We start from the raw sequence: 13,732 nt of genomic DNA on the forward strand, positions 1-13,732 counted from the left end.
CCATGGGCCTCGACCGCTGCCTCGCCAAGCCCGAGTTCGACTACGAGTATCACTCGTCGTGGTGACCCTCGCTCAAGCCATCGACAACACCATCGCATGGCTCGAAACCGACCCGCTTGACCGCTGCAGGGGCAACCTCGCCGAGGACGAATACAACAACAGGGTAAACGTGCTCGACCCCCGCGCCTGCTACTGGTGCGCCCTCGGCTACCTCGCCCGCGAGCTCGAGCTCGACGCCTCCATCACCGACGAGGTCTGCGCGATCCTCCCCGACGTCCGGCTCGACGAAATCTGGGTCGACAACGACCGGAACCACCTCTCCCGCGTCATCCAGAACCTCCGCACCATCAAGGACCACATCCATGACTGACAAAATCAACTGGGGTCCCGCGATCCCGACCCCCAACGGCCGCCCTTCGTGGTTGCTCGACACCGAAACTGTCGTCGACCTCCAGACCGCATCCGGCTGGCGCTGCTCCGAGCGCGGCGCAGGCAATCCGGCCTACAACTGGTGCTGGCATGTCATCAAAGCCATCCGCCTCCCCGAGGGCCACGCCTACTACCTCGCAACCGACAAGGGCTTCACCTACTGGCCGGGCGGCGAGAGCGCGCCCGAGGACTATGACGGCGGCGAGATCCTTTACCGCGATGGCACCGTCTTCGACGACGCCGCGGATCGCAGCTGGGAGCACGCCCCGACCAGGAGCCGGTTCTATCCCGAATACGACATCATCGGCTACCGTCCCGCCGACCAGAAATACGGCGACCGCATCATCGTGAACGGGGTCGCCCCCGACTGGCTCCGCGAAGACGACATCGGTCTCTTTGAAAACACGCCCGACGACTGGCTCGGAGAAAACGGCAAAACTCTCCTGTGGTGGGTATGGGGTGGCAAAGGAGACTGCCCGATCAGCATCCGCCTCCCCAAAGACCACCCCTACTACACGGTCCAGCGCTACAACCAGGAGCACGGCACCGACTTCGTCTACTGGCCGGGCGGTGATAACGCGCCGGCTGACTGGGACGGCAAGGAAGTTATCTTCCGTGACCGCACGCTGTGGAAGACACCCTCTCCATATGCCATTTGGGACCACCGCGGCAATTGCGCCGGCGACATCATTGGCTACCGCCGTGCCGTCGCCCCCGAAACCCCAACCCGGCGCGTCAAATACACCGGCATCTGGTCACCGGACCGGAGGGGCAAGACCGGCACAGTCACCGGCGACCCCACCGCGCTTCACGGCGGCGTCTGGGACGACGGCGAGATCTGGATCGGATATCTTGAGACCAATCTTACCGATCTGGAAGAGGAAGACCCCGACACGGTCGAGATCAAGCGCATGACCGAGAGCGAGGCCCGAGCATTCTACGTCCGCAACGGAAGTCCCTTTCAAAGCGCCGAGACTAACCTCGTTCTCGTGCTCAAGGAGCTCGGCCTCATCAAGCCCGAGCCCACCGTCGAGGTTCGAGCGTGATTGACTGGGATAGGCCCATCGAGGCCGTGCCACGCGACGGCGGGCCGGCCTTTCGGGTCAAGATAGACCGCACCTATCACCATCGCCCGGACGCCGCCCCCGTCGAGTTTCCAACCAGCCCCTGGACCTCGGAAGTGCGCGGGGCGTGCACCCACTACGTCAACAACGACGGCACGCTCTTTGCCGCCGACGAGAAGACGCGATTCACTGTGAGGAATTCTCAATGACCACAATCGACCTCAACAACCTCACCCAAGCCCACGTCGACGAGGCCGCACCCCACATCGGCAAGTGCACCTATTCGGCGCCCTGCATCATCGGCGCAATGATGACTCCCGAGGAACGCGAGGCCGCGGATGAACCGCTGCGCGGCGGCCGCGACCCCTCGGTGATCAGCATGCTTGTTGCCGACCACCGAGTGCATCTCGCCGACCCGGACCAGCTCCAGGAGCTGTCAGACCTCCAGTACGCCTTCGACACGAGCAACACCACCGCGCTCACCCGTCTTCTCGCCAAAAGGGGACTCGCATGGCCGACGATCTGAGAGCGGACCTCCAAGCCATCCGCGACCTCCTCGCCGACCCCCAGCGCTGGACGCAGCACTACTGCGGTCGCACCATCGAGGGCACACCCATTACCGTTCCCGCCCGCGAGGCTGTCTGCTTCTGCCTGATGGGCGCCATTTACCAGACGCAGGGGTCCGACTTCGGCGGGAACATAAACGAAATCGAGGACCACCTGAACGCGAGCCCGCTCCTCAACGGCGTCTCCTACGTCCGCTTCAACGACACCCACACCCACGCCGAAGTCCTCGCCCTGCTCGACGAGAGGATCGCTGCGCTATGAAGGTCATGGAACTCCGAGCCCTGCTCGCCGACATGCCCGGCGAGATGAACGTCTATCTCGTCAACGGCCACGGCGTTGCCGAGGCAAAGCACATCTTCAAGGCCAACCTCGTTGGCGTGGAACAGTTCTGCGAACTGCGCTCCTACTTCGAGGACCACACCCCGCAGTTCCTCGACATGAAGATCGAGCGCCGCACCGGCTTCGCCAACCGCGACGAGCTGATCGAGGCCTACCTCAAGCTCAAGGAGAACGCCGGTGATTGAGCTCGGCAAAACCTACCTGAACACCGAGGGCCAGAGCGTTCGCTACGTCATCTGCGCCCGCGTCGGCTCGCTCGACGACGACACGGGGCACGAACCCCTGCTCTTCTGGAACAACGAGGACGGTTTCGGGGCTCTCGCTACCGCTACCGTATTCACCGAGGAAGAGGCTCAGAGCTACGCCCTGCCCATTGCTGATGATCAGCCGGAATGGGTCGAATTGCCGCCCTACGTCAAGGAACTCTGACATGCGCCAAGGCAACGTCTTTAGCCAGTGGGTCGATCGCGACCCCAACGGCGACATATTCCTTCGCCTCCCCCTCGAGCTCGTCCACGACTGGGAGGACGCCAAGCGCGTCATCTGGGTGGACAACAGGGACGGCAGCTACACGCTGACTCCGGCCAAGGAAATGGCCAATAGCTATGGCGAGGCGCTTCGCGAAACGCGCAAAATCGTAGTCAACCGCTGTTACGGCGGCTTCAGCCTCAGCCACGAGGGCATGCTCGCCTACGCCCGGCACAAGGGTCTGACCCTCTATCCCCGCCAAGGGAAATTCAGTCTGGTCAAATACTGGACCTACTGGCTGGTGCCGGAGCCGATCGAGGTCCCGGACAACTGGGCAACTCTCCCGTTGGAAGAGCGTCAGCGCATCAATGCCGAGTTTTCGGCGGCACGCATCTCGGACACAGACCTCGACCGCGACGACCCGGCCCTCATCGCCGCCGTCGAGGAGCTCGGCACCGCGGCGAATGGCGAGTTCGCCCAGCTCGAAATCGTTGAGATCCCCGACGACGTTGAATGGGAGATCTGCGAATACGACGGCGGCGAGTGGGTCGCCGAAAAGCATAGAACATGGTGATGCCTCCCCGCCCCCGCCCCGTCGTCGGCGAATACGACCCCAAACTCCAGCGCGTTCGCACCCACAGCGACGACTTCTACGACCACCGCAAGGCCGTGCTCGACCGCATTCGCCAAGCCCTTGCCGCGGAGAAACGCAAGTGAAACTCCTAACCGCGTCGCTGGTCAAAGCACTTCAAACGAACCAGACCGGCAAACCCCTCGTCAAATTCTTCAATCCCGTCGGCGCCGCAACGTGGCTCGTCTCCGAACTTGACGAAGACGGCGACACCCTGTTCGGCCTCGCCGACCTGGGATTCGGCTGTCCCGAGCTCGGCTACATCAGCCTCCAGGAACTACAAGGCCTCCGCCTCCCCTTCGGCCTCGGCATCGAGCGAGACATTCACTTCTCAACCGATCTGACCATTACCGAATGGGCCGACAAGGCCCGCACGGCGGGATCTATCCTGCAAGTCGCATAGCGACTTCCTCCGCAACACCTGTCCGTCCGCCCCAAATTCTGGGAGCCCCTGCACATGACCGCAGAAGAATTCCGCAAATCCAACGTCGACCTTCTCATCGCCAAAGGCGTCGAGCGGGACCAGGCCGAGCGCGTGCTCGATATCGCGATGCACTCAGCCACCGAGGCCTACGACTCCCTGACCCTCAATCTGAACCGGCTCGAGCACAACGGCGAGTTCATCGTTGCGACGGGTCTCGCCTGCGAGATCCTCAAATTCCGCCTCGGCCTCGCAATCGAGAGCATCAAGGACTTAGTAGCATGACCTTGAAATCCATCAACCGCAAGCGTCTCGACAAGCTCGCGACCTACCTCGAGAGCCTGCCGAAGTCCTACGAGCACTTCGACATGGACAGCTATCTCGTACCCGATCACGCGGCGGTGCAGACGGTCAAGGACTATGCCCTGCACAACGGCGGGGTCGCCTCGTGCGGAACCGTCGCCTGCGCAGTCGGCCACGGCCCTGCAGCAGGCATTTACGTCCCGCCCAAAATGATCTTCGACGACCACCGTGTCGACTGGAACAGCTACTCCTGTCTCTTCACGGGTGAATCCGGCGAGTTCGGCCCCCGCTGGTACTGGATGTTTGGCGGAGGTTGGGACGAGGTCGACAACCACCACTGGGGCGCCGCCGCGCGCATCCGCTACGTCCTAGCTGACAAGCCAATCCCCAAAGATTGCGACGAGCCCTGCCGGGGTCACCGCCAACTCTACCGCGAATTCGACAAAAGGTACGCCTCATGACGATCACGATCGGCGACCTTATCGTTCTCCTTCGCAACTGCGACCCCGACGCCCTGATCGAGTTCGACTTCCCGGCGCGTCCCACGACCGTAGCCTCGTGGCGCGGCATCTATGCCGAGCCGGCATTGGGCCACTCCAACATGCCCGATGCGCAGCCCACGGTCCGCGACCTGCACGACGAGCTCAAGAGCGCGATCGACGGCCGCACCTTCCAGGGCTGGAAAGGCGGTGACTATTCCTACACCGCCGCCGACACTCTCCACGTCGCCAACCCCGGCAACATCGGCCACCTCGTGGTCTCCGGCATCGCCGACTGCGACCACTACGTCGTCATCAAAACCCAATTCCAGAAAGCTTGGTAATATGAGCAGTCTCGTCCGCCGCATCCAGCGGCAAGTCCTCCCTTCCAAGCCCGTCCATCCGAAGATCGACCTGAAAACTGGTAAGCTCCTCGGTTACATCACGATGCCGCCCCGCAAGGTCCACTACATGGGCCGCGGCAAGTGGCTCGGCCTTACGAACCCGAAGGCCAAGGATCTTCTGGCGCGTCAGCGCCGCGAGGAGAAAAGGCGTGCTCTGCCAACCACATAGGGGTCAGCACGCCCGCCGCATCCAAAACCAGCAGAAGGTCCGCGTCCTCCGCCGTGCGAAGGAAGACGGCTACACCCTCGACCAACTCCAGCGCCTCGGCCGGTTCAAGCACCGCGAGAGCCTGATCAAGTTCATGGAAAGGAACGAAATATGACAGCGGCACTCGCAGCCAGCATTGCTGGCGGCTACATTCTCGGAGGCGCGCTCGCCGAAATCCTCGACCACGGCTTCAGCCCCGTCCACCTCCTCGATCTGGCCTTCGGTCTTTTCGCAGTATTTGCCGGGATTGCGTACGCATAATTCCCCCTCACAAGTCACGGGCTCCGGGTCTCTTATTTAGACCCAAAACTATGGCCCATCATCCGATCACCGAACTTCTCCTCGCCGGTCAGTACGACCAGGCGAAAGCCCTTTTCATCAAATCCTGCCGAACACGGCAACAAGCCTTCGCGCTTGGCTTCACTATTCTCGAGGAGCTCGACAATGCTCACCGATCTACAACGGCACAACCTATCGATCTTGGCTGATTACCTGATTGAGCTGCCGGTCGATTACGCCCACTTCAACATGGATGTGTATAATTGTGACGATACGTCTTTCGATGGTATCTCCGTCCGTAATCCTGATCATTGCGGCACCTCAGCCTGCGCCGTAGGCCATGTTCCTTACACGGGCATCAGCGGCTGGGAGGGGCAGGCGAATTGGAACGATGTGGCGGCAGATCTTCTCGGTGCCCCCTTCTATTCCCCTGCGTACCGTTTTCTGTTCAGTGAGAGCAACGTCGACTGCCCCTGGGCGGCCGCCCTCCGCATCCGCCACTTCCTTGCCCACAACTCGACCGAAGGCTTCGCATATCCGCACGGCCTGACCCTCGAACAGTATCAGAACCTGCGCCGTCTCGCGGCCTATCTGATTGCGCTGCCCGAGGACTACGAAGAGTTCGACATGTCGTGGTGGACCGCGGACGGCCGTAGCCCGGGCGCGACCGAATGCGGAACCGTCGCCTGCGCCGGTGGTCATGGACCGATGGCAGGCATCCCATCGCTTCCGGGTGAGTATTGGGGCGACTACATTCCTCGTGTTTTCGGAAACAACACCAGATTGACCAACTATATGTTCAGCGCTTCGTGGAGCGAGATCGACAACACGCCCCAAGGCGCCGGCAAGCGCATCCTCTACGCCCTGCACAACGACCTTCCGACCGGGGATCGCCTCTATGACACGACAGTCTACGGCGGCTGAACTCCGCCGCGCCTTTGCGCGCCACGACCGCCTGCAAACCCAGCTTCGCCAAAGCGAGGCGCACCTCCAAAACCTGAGGAACAAATACGCCGACGAGCAGGGCCTGCTTGTCCGGCCACGTCTGGAGACCCTGCGAAATGCCATATAGAATCCGCTTCACCATCAAGAAGCCCTCCCGCGCCAAGCGCGGCGCGAAATATGCTTACGGGCAGGTTCGCTTCGGGCAGCTTTTCGTTGGGCAAGGCCCCAATATTGTCCGACCCCACCGCCCCGACGAAGCCACGGTCTTTGCGACTTACGAGGAAGCTGCAGCGGCTCTCGCCCACTGGATGGCCTACGACAATCGCGCAAACTGGGACCGCATGTGGATCAAGAACCCCATGATCGAGCGCGTCCATGAGTGATGCGTGGGACGAGGCGCGTGCAGCAGCAGAACGTGCAAAGAAATTTTATGCGCCGTTCAGGGCCGCAATGGAATCGGCAGCGCGTGCGGCAGACCCGAATTACGTCCCGTCAGGCGAGAACCGCGCGGCGGGGGAGGATGCGGTAAAGCGAGCAGAAGAATGGTTGCGCGCCATCTCCGATTGGCTTCTCGCCAACGATCACGATATGACGCTTCCGAGCGGCATCCTCGATACAGACCCGCTCGATATCGCAGATGATCTCGCCGCCCTCTCCGCCACCCCCGCACAGGAGGTTGATGAAACCGAGCGTGTCACCGTGCCGCGCGAACCCACCGAGGCGATGTATCTGGCCGCTTTCAGCAGTGACCTATGGGGAGGCAGGCAGCCAATCCGCCGCGTCGTGGACGAAATATGGGACGCCATGCTCCGCGCCGCCCTCGCTCAACCCAAGGGAGATCACTGATGACCTCTCAATATACCCAGACGATCAGCGAAGCCACTGGCGTCGCTGACCCCGAACTGCTGGCCGAGATCGAAGACGTTATGCGTCATGTGATCTTTCACTCGACGCTCGATTGGCAGACCCGCGAGCAGCTCTCCCAGGCCGCCCGCGAAGCCCTTGAGGTGATAAAATGCACCGCGACAATCTGAACAAGCTGGCAGATTACCTGCTGGCCCTACCCCCCGACTACGACGACTTCGACATGGGGACCTTCTGCAGGATCCCCGGAACAGAGGTCGAGTATCTCCCCCAAGATTCGGTGCACTCCTGTGGCACGGTTGCCTGTGCGCTCGGCCACGGGCCGCGTGCCGGCATCAAACCCGAGTTAGACGAAGGATGGCGGGGCTACTGCCTTCGCCAATTTGGCCTGCGCTGGTGGTCGGAGGAAGCCGAATGGTGTTTCAGCGGCGAATGGGCGCTGGTTGATGATACGCCCCGAGGCGCAGGGCTTCGGATCAAATGGTTACTCGACGGTAAGCCCATCCCCGACGAGGACGAGCTCACCGCCATCACGTGCGGACCCGATCCGCTGCCCGAGAAATTCAACTATCTCGCATAGCGATTACCCCCAAACGCCCTATCAAACGCTACCGTTTTAGGGACTCTCACCACATGAACATTATCGAACTCGCGGTCGAGGCGCTCGACCGCGCCATCCCCCTGTGCATCCTCTATGAGGGTAAGCCGAAGACGATCGAAGTCCACGCTGTGGGCCTTTCGGTCAAGGACAACGCCCCCGTTATCCGGGGCTTTCAGATCGACGGCGAGGCAAGCCGTCCCCTACCCTGCTGGGCGCTCCTGCGCGTCGACAAGATCGAGGAGGCCGGCTTTGGCACCCCCACATCCGACGCCCCCCGCCCCGGCTACGTCCAAGGCGACAAGCAGATGTCCAAGATTATCAGGGAGATCGTGCTGTGATCGACGCAACCGTGACCTACTCCCTCAGCCCAGGCATGCTCGCCGACCTGATGGTGACCGCCATTGAAGGCGGATGCGGCTACTGGGCTCACGAGCTCGAGCTCGTCAGCGGCACGGATCTGTTCGAGCCCCCCTACTACGCCGACCCCCGCTTCTACTGCTCGCCCTTCAAGCTCGCGCTGACGGATTGCGAGGGCGACGTTCACACGATCGACGCCGACACCCTCGCAAAGGGCTGGCGCCTCCTCAACGAACTGTACCCGCGGCGGGCACTCGCCGTGGTCGATGAAACCTACGACGCGGAAGACGCCGACGTCTTCCTGCAGCTCGCCGTCTACGGTGAGATCGTTTACGGATAAGGAATTTCAACATGTTGCTTCAGCATGAGGCACGCAACGTCACGCCCTCGGGCGTGATGGAGACAGCGCGTGCCACCGTCAAAGCCACGGCGAAGGTCTTCGACATGTTCGCCACCCAGATCTACGCGGACAAATATACGGCGATTGTGCGCGAGCTCGTCGCCAACGGCATCGACGCCCACACCGCGGCGGGCAAGATCGAGACCCCGGTCACGGTCTGGCTTCCCGACGAGTTCGATCCCTATCTCCGTGTCACCGATAGCGGGATAGGCATGAGCCACGAGTTCATGATGACGTCGTACATGGCCTACACCGATGGCTCGACCAAGGACCAGTCGAACGACCAAATCGGGGGCTGGGGGATCGGCTCAAAGGCGCCCTTCTCCTACACCGACCAGTACGTCGTCGTCTCCACGCACGACGGCATCTGCTCGGTCTATTCGGTGTACAAGGACGAGGACAGCATCCCGGCGATCGCGCTCTTGTCCCAGGAGCCGACCAGCGCCCCCAACGGTGTCGAGGTCAGCTTCCCAGTCGAAGTCAGCGATTTCGGAGCTTTTCGCGAAGCCGCGGAAAAGGTGCTCCCCTTCTTCACTCCGTTCCCAAAAGTGACCAATTATTCGATAGAACCGGTCAGATATGACCAGTTCGGCGACGGCTGGGGCATTATCAATAAGACACGCACTTTCCACGTCGTCATGGGCGGCGTGCGCTACCCCGTGGAAGTGACGAAGCTGCCCTACGAGCTCCGGTCTAACAATCGGCTCAATCCCTTCTTCTATTGCGGTCTCGATCTTTATGTCCCGATCGGATCGGTCAGCATCACGCCGTCGCGCGAGACGCTGCTCTACAGCGATCTCACCAACCAGACGATCGCCGACAAGCTTGAAGAGATCATCGACGAGGTCGTCGCCTCGATCCCGACGATGTTCGACAAGGAACCCTCGCTCTGGGCGGCGACGATCGCCATGCATGAAGAAATCGGCGGCGAATATCATATCGGCCGCGGCAAGCTCGTGACCCAGTACGCGCGCTGGCGCGGCCAGGAGATCAAGCAGTATTTGACTCCCCCGGTGATGTCGGGCGTCGAAGCGTGGAAGTTCGAGCTCTCACGTCGCGCTCACAAGGTTCCACCCGCGCGTTGGGAAAGCCACCTCAGCGTCACGCCGTACCGCATCAAGTACGTCATCTATGACGATCTCGAGCCGAGCTCGAAGAACGCTAACATCGCTCGCATCCGTCATTGGGCCGAGAGTAACCTCTACAGCGGCCAGGAAGTTCTCGTCCTTCGTGGCGAGAAAGCACTCGAAGCCTATGGCAATCCGCAGGACGTCATCCTGACTTCGGATCTGCCGAAGCCCGAGCGGGCCAGATATGCGAGTGCGCAGCGCACTGACGCCCGTGTTTTCCAATACCGCCAAATCACGAAATGGGGCGCTAAGTGGCGGGATCACATGGAGGAAATTGTTATGCCTCATGACGGCATTGTCGTTGTGATGGAGAATTTCGGGATCCCTTACTCGCTTCAGGAACAGATCCTGTCGGGCCTCATTCCGCTCGATGAGATCTATTTCGTGAACAAGGGCGATGCCAAGGCCGTGAAGCATTTCACGCCCTTCGAGAAAGCTTACAAAACCGCATTTGCTCGAAAGCTTTCCGAATACCCGACCCTGCCGCAGGCGAAGGCCCTGCTCAACGACGAGCACTTGCGACCCCTCCTGCGATATGTCGATCGGCTCCCGCGGGCGCCGAAGCCGAACACGCCGCTTGGCAAGATTTTTGCCTTGCACGAGCAATACATCAAACCCGCGAAGGGCGCCCCTGCCGTTCTGCAGGACGCCGTCACTCCCAAGTTGCCGCCTCGCCTCAATACTGAGCGGCTCGCCAACGCATTCAACACCAAGCAGTGGCGGGCGAAAGCCCTCCTCGAAGCAAATTATCTGAGCGAGCCGCTGAAGCAGCTCCTCAAGGAGTTCATCTGATGATCCCCTATATCATGACCGACCAGAGCATCACCCTGATGCTCGGGTCCAAACCCGTTGTCGTTCCTTCGTCGCACGCCCAGTTCGAGAAGGTCCGCGAGGCCCTTCGCGATGGCGTTGACGATGTCGAATTCTATCGAGGTCTCGTCGATATCAAGGAAGCCGTGGTCCGGTACATGCAGGGCTATGTCCGCATTGAGGATGGCGTCCTGACATATCAGGATCGCCCGGTCGACACCTACCTCACCCGCAAGATCCTCGCTTTCCTGAAGAGTGGCGAGGACGGTCTTGTTGCCCCGCTCGTCGCCTTTCTGGAGCGTTTGCAGGGTAATCCATCTTATCGGGCTCAGCAGCAGCTTTACCAGTGGATCGAGAAGGCCAATCTGCCGATCACCCCTGATGGCTTTATCCTCGCCTTCAAGCGAGTGAAGAAAGACTATTGGGATCACAGGACCGGCAGCACCTTTTTTCACAAGGTTGGCGCCGTTCTCGAGATGCCGCGGGGCGAGTGCGACGAGGACCCTGACCGCACCTGCTCCTCCGGCATTCACTTCTGCTCGATCGAGTATCTGAAGAAAGGCCCTGTCGGCTCCAGCGACGACCCGGTGATGATCGTGAAGATCGACCCCGCTGACGTCACGGCCATCCCGCGTGACTACAACGACACCAAGGGCCGGTGCTGCCGGATGGAAATCATCGATGAGACGTCGCCCATCGAGATCGACGAGTATTTCGGCACCACCACCGTCTTCTACGGTACGGAAGAGACCAAGACGTTCCGCTACTGGCCGGGCCAGACTTGGGAGACGGGCGACGGCACCGAGGTTCAGCTCCTCCCAGGCACAACCGAGGACAAGGCGGTCTATCAGATCGGTGGCAACCTCGTGACGGCGGGTGCAGACGGCGTTTGCGACGCCTACGAGGACGACTGGGATCTCGTCGAGTGCCTCGACTGGATCGACCCCTATGAGATCGCCGACGCCCATCCCCACGAACCGACGACGCCGCTGGGCTGGGTCCTTGTTGGCCCTGACAAGCGCGGCTTCTTCCTGAGCACTGGCGAGCACGTCCATGGCGAACTCCCGCCGCTCTCGTAAGCGCATCCTCCATGTCGCGCAGTGTGCCATCGCCTCCAACCGGAAACACGGCACCAACGAGCCCCCGATAATCCTCCGGGATTATCGGGGCTCCGAGCGAGCCCACGAAGTCGATCTCGTCGTCGATGGCGAGGTCGTTGGCCGGTTCGTTTACCGACCGCACGAGCCGCTGAAATGCGGAGCACGCTTATGGATGGAAACGTCCAGTGATCGATTGGAGCTACGGCCCCATGTCCAATAAGTTCAATCGACCCCAACGCATCGTCGCCAACATCTATGCCGACGGCGAATTCGATCACGTCCAGCCCGACGAAATCCACGACGTCGGCGACACCCTGTTCACCTTCCTGATGATCGAGCTCTCGGAGGACGAGGGCTGTGACGACGCTGAAGAAGCGGCGCGCCGCGTGCGCGTTGCGATCAACGAGCTCGTCGCTGTTGAGGAGGCCCTCCTGTGACCGGCGTTTATCTACACCTCTTCCACGGCCGCAACGCGCCTGACGAACAGCTCGACGACTGGGGGTTCGATGGGCCGACAATCGGTCCTCTCGACTATGTTCACGTCACCTACATGTGCGACATCAAGATCGCAGCGCATCTCGACGTCATTGAGGAGTTCTTTCCCGAGAAGTTCGCCGAGATGAAATCGTGGGCAGGCGGCCGTGAGCTGAGCGATATCCACCCCACCGACCACCACCTGCCCGTCGTCGACGGTCTCGTCGAGCACGATGGCAAATTCTACGGGGATTTTTCGGTCTTCGTGAAGGAGGAAGCATGAAGCTTTTCCGCGTCGAATGCCAAGTCGCCGCCACTGCCTATGTGAAGGCGAACACCCCTGAAGAAGCCCGGGCCGCGGTTGTCGCCGAGGGCGAGATCGACACCGATTACGACGTGAGCGGTCTCCCCTTCGACCACGAGGATCTGCCGGACTTTTCGGTGTCACCTGCCATGACGATCGTCTCCGTCGACGACGACGTCGAGGAGGTCGAAGATGTCGACTGACAGCGCGACCTGGGTCTGCTTCACGAACGGCGAGATGGCTCTTCTCAAGGACTATCTCGAAGCCGGACGTCCCCTCACCGAGGACGAGACGTCGCTGCTGCTTAACCGCATCGACACTTATCTTAGCCCCGACGCCAAGGACCCGGCCTACCGGGCCGTCGCGGCCGAGCTCGATTTCGTCCGTGAAGGCGAGTGCGAGATCGATGACCACGCCGTGGTCTCGGTTAGCGACGACGGCGCCTATGTCATGGCGTGGGTTTGGGTGCCCAATGATCCCGAAGCGTGACCGCTGGAAGCACGACCGCCTACGCAAATACCACCGCAAGAAACTCAAACGGAGCGATCCGCTTGCCCTGAAATATTGGCGCTACTGGCACCTGTGTTTCGGTGGGCACGCGATGCTTTGGGCAGGAGTTGAAGAATGAAAATCACCCTCGATCGCAAGGCGCTTCGCGCGCTTGTCGATGATGACCCCGAATTCGAACTGGAACTGAAATCTGCTTTGCTCTCCGAGCTCGGCCGGCGGTTCTATGAGAAAGACGCACGCCGCCTACTTGAAGTGGCACAGCCGGAACTTCTTTCGGCGGTTATGCGCGCTGTTCAGGAAGACAGCGATATCCAAGGAAAGATTGAGCACGCGCTGCAGGCCAGGCTCGTTCGCCGCAGCAGCGACTGGTATTCCCGCTTCCAGCCTTCTCCCGAAGTCAAGGCTGAGATCCAGAAGCTGGTCGATGCTCATAAGAGCGCCGTCATCGACGACGCTGTCGCCCAGATCTCGAAAGCCTACTCCGACGCGATCGCGAAGGCAGTCGCTGATGTAGACGTCGAAAGCCGGATCGAAAAGCGCGTCAATCGTCTCACCGACGAGGAGATCAACCGCCGGGCAAAGGAAATGTTCGACGCCAAGATGGCGGAGATGAAGGCGTTGCTGCCGTGATCTTCTACCGAACCA

General features: G+C 61.1%; 28 protein-coding genes. All 28 read left to right on the forward strand.

The genetic code is table 11. The features are described 5' to 3' along the window. Positions 1-58: 58 nt before the first annotated feature. Complete coding sequence (locus B5X69_RS10745) at positions 59-370, forward strand: hypothetical protein (RefSeq protein WP_079638700.1); 312 nt, start codon at positions 59-61, stop codon at positions 368-370. Then, positions 363-1,475, forward strand: a complete 1,113-nt coding sequence (locus tag B5X69_RS10750; protein WP_079638701.1) for a hypothetical protein — start codon at positions 363-365, stop codon at positions 1,473-1,475. The genes B5X69_RS10745 and B5X69_RS10750 overlap by 8 nt, the downstream gene beginning before the upstream one ends. Before the next feature lie 223 nt (positions 1,476-1,698). After that, complete coding sequence (locus tag B5X69_RS10760) at positions 1,699-2,019, forward strand: hypothetical protein (protein ID WP_079638703.1); 321 nt, start codon at positions 1,699-1,701, stop codon at positions 2,017-2,019. Next, the gene (locus tag B5X69_RS10765) at positions 2,004-2,321 is read left to right on the forward strand and encodes a DUF6197 family protein (RefSeq protein ID WP_079638704.1); all 318 of its coding nucleotides are present in this window, start codon (positions 2,004-2,006) and stop codon (positions 2,319-2,321) included. The genes B5X69_RS10760 and B5X69_RS10765 overlap by 16 nt, the downstream gene beginning before the upstream one ends. Positions 2,322-2,326: 5 nt before the next feature. Further along, positions 2,327-2,584 carry a hypothetical protein gene (locus B5X69_RS10770; protein WP_139375749.1) on the forward strand — a complete coding sequence of 86 codons (258 nt, stop codon included), beginning with the start codon at positions 2,327-2,329 and terminating at the stop codon, positions 2,582-2,584. Then, complete coding sequence (locus tag B5X69_RS10775) at positions 2,577-2,828, forward strand: hypothetical protein (RefSeq protein WP_079638706.1); 252 nt, start codon at positions 2,577-2,579, stop codon at positions 2,826-2,828. Before B5X69_RS10770 ends, B5X69_RS10775 begins: the two co-directional genes overlap by 8 nt. Position 2,829: 1 nt before the next feature. Continuing rightward, complete coding sequence (locus B5X69_RS10780) at positions 2,830-3,441, forward strand: hypothetical protein (RefSeq protein WP_079638707.1); 612 nt, start codon at positions 2,830-2,832, stop codon at positions 3,439-3,441. Next, positions 3,441-3,584 (forward strand): hypothetical protein, encoded by a 144-nt coding sequence (locus B5X69_RS21940; RefSeq protein WP_245798701.1) that lies wholly within the window; start codon positions 3,441-3,443, stop codon positions 3,582-3,584. The genes B5X69_RS10780 and B5X69_RS21940 overlap by 1 nt, the downstream gene beginning before the upstream one ends. Next, complete coding sequence (locus tag B5X69_RS21945) at positions 3,581-3,901, forward strand: DUF2958 domain-containing protein (RefSeq protein ID WP_245798702.1); 321 nt, start codon at positions 3,581-3,583, stop codon at positions 3,899-3,901. Before B5X69_RS21940 ends, B5X69_RS21945 begins: the two co-directional genes overlap by 4 nt. Positions 3,902-3,955: 54 nt before the next feature. Then, the gene (locus B5X69_RS10790; RefSeq protein WP_079638709.1) at positions 3,956-4,204 is read left to right on the forward strand and encodes a hypothetical protein; all 249 of its coding nucleotides are present in this window, start codon (positions 3,956-3,958) and stop codon (positions 4,202-4,204) included. Next, on the forward strand, positions 4,201-4,683 hold the full coding sequence (locus B5X69_RS10795) for a hypothetical protein (protein WP_079638710.1): 483 nt from the start codon (positions 4,201-4,203) through the stop codon (positions 4,681-4,683). The genes B5X69_RS10790 and B5X69_RS10795 overlap by 4 nt, the downstream gene beginning before the upstream one ends. Next, positions 4,680-5,045 (forward strand): hypothetical protein, encoded by a 366-nt coding sequence (locus B5X69_RS10800; RefSeq protein WP_079638711.1) that lies wholly within the window; start codon positions 4,680-4,682, stop codon positions 5,043-5,045. The genes B5X69_RS10795 and B5X69_RS10800 overlap by 4 nt, the downstream gene beginning before the upstream one ends. 1 nt (position 5,046) lies before the next feature. Next, positions 5,047-5,274: a hypothetical protein gene (locus B5X69_RS10805; RefSeq protein WP_079638712.1), complete on the forward strand. Its 228-nt coding sequence runs from the start codon at positions 5,047-5,049 to the stop codon at positions 5,272-5,274. A gap of 150 nt (positions 5,275-5,424) precedes the next feature. After that, complete coding sequence (locus B5X69_RS21445; RefSeq protein ID WP_176141568.1) at positions 5,425-5,574, forward strand: hypothetical protein; 150 nt, start codon at positions 5,425-5,427, stop codon at positions 5,572-5,574. A gap of 183 nt (positions 5,575-5,757) precedes the next feature. After that, a complete protein-coding gene (locus B5X69_RS10810; RefSeq protein WP_079638713.1) occupies positions 5,758-6,516 on the forward strand; it encodes a hypothetical protein in 759 nt (252 codons plus the stop codon). 137 nt (positions 6,517-6,653) lie between these two features. Next, a complete protein-coding gene (locus B5X69_RS10815) occupies positions 6,654-6,920 on the forward strand; it encodes a hypothetical protein (RefSeq protein WP_079638714.1) in 267 nt (88 codons plus the stop codon). After that, entirely contained in the window at positions 6,913-7,383 is a 471-nt protein-coding gene (locus tag B5X69_RS10820; RefSeq protein ID WP_139375750.1) for a hypothetical protein, read from the forward strand. The genes B5X69_RS10815 and B5X69_RS10820 overlap by 8 nt, the downstream gene beginning before the upstream one ends. Beyond that, positions 7,383-7,571, forward strand: coding sequence for a hypothetical protein (locus B5X69_RS10825; RefSeq protein ID WP_079638716.1), 189 nt, complete (start codon positions 7,383-7,385; stop codon positions 7,569-7,571). Before B5X69_RS10820 ends, B5X69_RS10825 begins: the two co-directional genes overlap by 1 nt. Then, positions 7,553-7,981 carry a hypothetical protein gene (locus tag B5X69_RS10830; protein ID WP_079638717.1) on the forward strand — a complete coding sequence of 143 codons (429 nt, stop codon included), beginning with the start codon at positions 7,553-7,555 and terminating at the stop codon, positions 7,979-7,981. The genes B5X69_RS10825 and B5X69_RS10830 overlap by 19 nt, the downstream gene beginning before the upstream one ends. Before the next feature lie 53 nt (positions 7,982-8,034). Next, the gene (locus B5X69_RS10835; protein WP_079638718.1) at positions 8,035-8,340 is read left to right on the forward strand and encodes a hypothetical protein; all 306 of its coding nucleotides are present in this window, start codon (positions 8,035-8,037) and stop codon (positions 8,338-8,340) included. Further along, entirely contained in the window at positions 8,337-8,699 is a 363-nt protein-coding gene (locus tag B5X69_RS10840; protein ID WP_079638719.1) for a hypothetical protein, read from the forward strand. Before B5X69_RS10835 ends, B5X69_RS10840 begins: the two co-directional genes overlap by 4 nt. An 11-nt stretch (positions 8,700-8,710) precedes the next feature. Next, complete coding sequence (locus tag B5X69_RS10845) at positions 8,711-10,681, forward strand: ATP-binding protein (RefSeq protein ID WP_079638720.1); 1,971 nt, start codon at positions 8,711-8,713, stop codon at positions 10,679-10,681. Next, a complete protein-coding gene (locus B5X69_RS10850) occupies positions 10,681-11,778 on the forward strand; it encodes a hypothetical protein (protein ID WP_079638721.1) in 1,098 nt (365 codons plus the stop codon). The genes B5X69_RS10845 and B5X69_RS10850 overlap by 1 nt, the downstream gene beginning before the upstream one ends. 230 nt (positions 11,779-12,008) lie before the next feature. After that, entirely contained in the window at positions 12,009-12,236 is a 228-nt protein-coding gene (locus B5X69_RS10855) for a hypothetical protein (RefSeq protein WP_139375751.1), read from the forward strand. Then, on the forward strand, positions 12,233-12,556 hold the full coding sequence (locus B5X69_RS10860; RefSeq protein WP_079638723.1) for a hypothetical protein: 324 nt from the start codon (positions 12,233-12,235) through the stop codon (positions 12,554-12,556). Before B5X69_RS10855 ends, B5X69_RS10860 begins: the two co-directional genes overlap by 4 nt. After that, positions 12,553-12,780 carry a hypothetical protein gene (locus B5X69_RS10865; protein WP_079638724.1) on the forward strand — a complete coding sequence of 76 codons (228 nt, stop codon included), beginning with the start codon at positions 12,553-12,555 and terminating at the stop codon, positions 12,778-12,780. Before B5X69_RS10860 ends, B5X69_RS10865 begins: the two co-directional genes overlap by 4 nt. Continuing rightward, positions 12,770-13,066 carry a hypothetical protein gene (locus tag B5X69_RS10870; protein ID WP_079638725.1) on the forward strand — a complete coding sequence of 99 codons (297 nt, stop codon included), beginning with the start codon at positions 12,770-12,772 and terminating at the stop codon, positions 13,064-13,066. The genes B5X69_RS10865 and B5X69_RS10870 overlap by 11 nt, the downstream gene beginning before the upstream one ends. Before the next feature lie 135 nt (positions 13,067-13,201). Next, positions 13,202-13,717, forward strand: coding sequence for a hypothetical protein (locus B5X69_RS10875; RefSeq protein ID WP_079638726.1), 516 nt, complete (start codon positions 13,202-13,204; stop codon positions 13,715-13,717). Positions 13,718-13,732: the final 15 nt, after the last annotated feature.

Source organism: Sphingopyxis flava, from assembly GCF_900168005.1.
Taxonomy (GTDB): domain Bacteria; phylum Pseudomonadota; class Alphaproteobacteria; order Sphingomonadales; family Sphingomonadaceae; genus Sphingopyxis; species Sphingopyxis flava.

What these genes read in the sequence shown, in the direction of transcription:
- B5X69_RS10815 (WP_079638714.1), top strand. Translation starts at nt 6,654, where the DNA reads ATGCCATATAGAATCCGCTTCACCATCAAGAAGCCCTCCCGCGCCAAG.
- B5X69_RS10750 (WP_079638701.1), top strand. Translation starts at nt 363, where the DNA reads ATGACTGACAAAATCAACTGGGGTCCCGCGATCCCGACCCCCAACGGC.
- B5X69_RS10805 (WP_079638712.1), top strand. Translation starts at nt 5,047, where the DNA reads ATGAGCAGTCTCGTCCGCCGCATCCAGCGGCAAGTCCTCCCTTCCAAG.
- B5X69_RS10830 (WP_079638717.1), top strand. Translation starts at nt 7,553, where the DNA reads ATGCACCGCGACAATCTGAACAAGCTGGCAGATTACCTGCTGGCCCTA.
- B5X69_RS10855 (WP_139375751.1), top strand. Translation starts at nt 12,009, where the DNA reads ATGTCCAATAAGTTCAATCGACCCCAACGCATCGTCGCCAACATCTAT.
- B5X69_RS21445 (WP_176141568.1), top strand. Translation starts at nt 5,425, where the DNA reads ATGACAGCGGCACTCGCAGCCAGCATTGCTGGCGGCTACATTCTCGGA.
- B5X69_RS10790 (WP_079638709.1), top strand. Translation starts at nt 3,956, where the DNA reads ATGACCGCAGAAGAATTCCGCAAATCCAACGTCGACCTTCTCATCGCC.
- B5X69_RS21940 (WP_245798701.1), top strand. Translation starts at nt 3,441, where the DNA reads ATGCCTCCCCGCCCCCGCCCCGTCGTCGGCGAATACGACCCCAAACTC.
- B5X69_RS10875 (WP_079638726.1), top strand. Translation starts at nt 13,202, where the DNA reads ATGAAAATCACCCTCGATCGCAAGGCGCTTCGCGCGCTTGTCGATGAT.
- B5X69_RS10800 (WP_079638711.1), top strand. Translation starts at nt 4,680, where the DNA reads ATGACGATCACGATCGGCGACCTTATCGTTCTCCTTCGCAACTGCGAC.
- B5X69_RS10760 (WP_079638703.1), top strand. Translation starts at nt 1,699, where the DNA reads ATGACCACAATCGACCTCAACAACCTCACCCAAGCCCACGTCGACGAG.
- B5X69_RS10845 (WP_079638720.1), top strand. Translation starts at nt 8,711, where the DNA reads ATGTTGCTTCAGCATGAGGCACGCAACGTCACGCCCTCGGGCGTGATG.
- B5X69_RS10765 (WP_079638704.1), top strand. Translation starts at nt 2,004, where the DNA reads ATGGCCGACGATCTGAGAGCGGACCTCCAAGCCATCCGCGACCTCCTC.
- B5X69_RS10865 (WP_079638724.1), top strand. Translation starts at nt 12,553, where the DNA reads ATGAAGCTTTTCCGCGTCGAATGCCAAGTCGCCGCCACTGCCTATGTG.
- B5X69_RS10820 (WP_139375750.1), top strand. Translation starts at nt 6,913, where the DNA reads ATGAGTGATGCGTGGGACGAGGCGCGTGCAGCAGCAGAACGTGCAAAG.
- B5X69_RS10795 (WP_079638710.1), top strand. Translation starts at nt 4,201, where the DNA reads ATGACCTTGAAATCCATCAACCGCAAGCGTCTCGACAAGCTCGCGACC.
- B5X69_RS10850 (WP_079638721.1), top strand. Translation starts at nt 10,681, where the DNA reads ATGATCCCCTATATCATGACCGACCAGAGCATCACCCTGATGCTCGGG.
- B5X69_RS10870 (WP_079638725.1), top strand. Translation starts at nt 12,770, where the DNA reads ATGTCGACTGACAGCGCGACCTGGGTCTGCTTCACGAACGGCGAGATG.
- B5X69_RS10780 (WP_079638707.1), top strand. Translation starts at nt 2,830, where the DNA reads ATGCGCCAAGGCAACGTCTTTAGCCAGTGGGTCGATCGCGACCCCAAC.
- B5X69_RS10835 (WP_079638718.1), top strand. Translation starts at nt 8,035, where the DNA reads ATGAACATTATCGAACTCGCGGTCGAGGCGCTCGACCGCGCCATCCCC.
- B5X69_RS10825 (WP_079638716.1), top strand. Translation starts at nt 7,383, where the DNA reads ATGACCTCTCAATATACCCAGACGATCAGCGAAGCCACTGGCGTCGCT.
- B5X69_RS10810 (WP_079638713.1), top strand. Translation starts at nt 5,758, where the DNA reads ATGCTCACCGATCTACAACGGCACAACCTATCGATCTTGGCTGATTAC.
- B5X69_RS10770 (WP_139375749.1), top strand. Translation starts at nt 2,327, where the DNA reads ATGGAACTCCGAGCCCTGCTCGCCGACATGCCCGGCGAGATGAACGTC.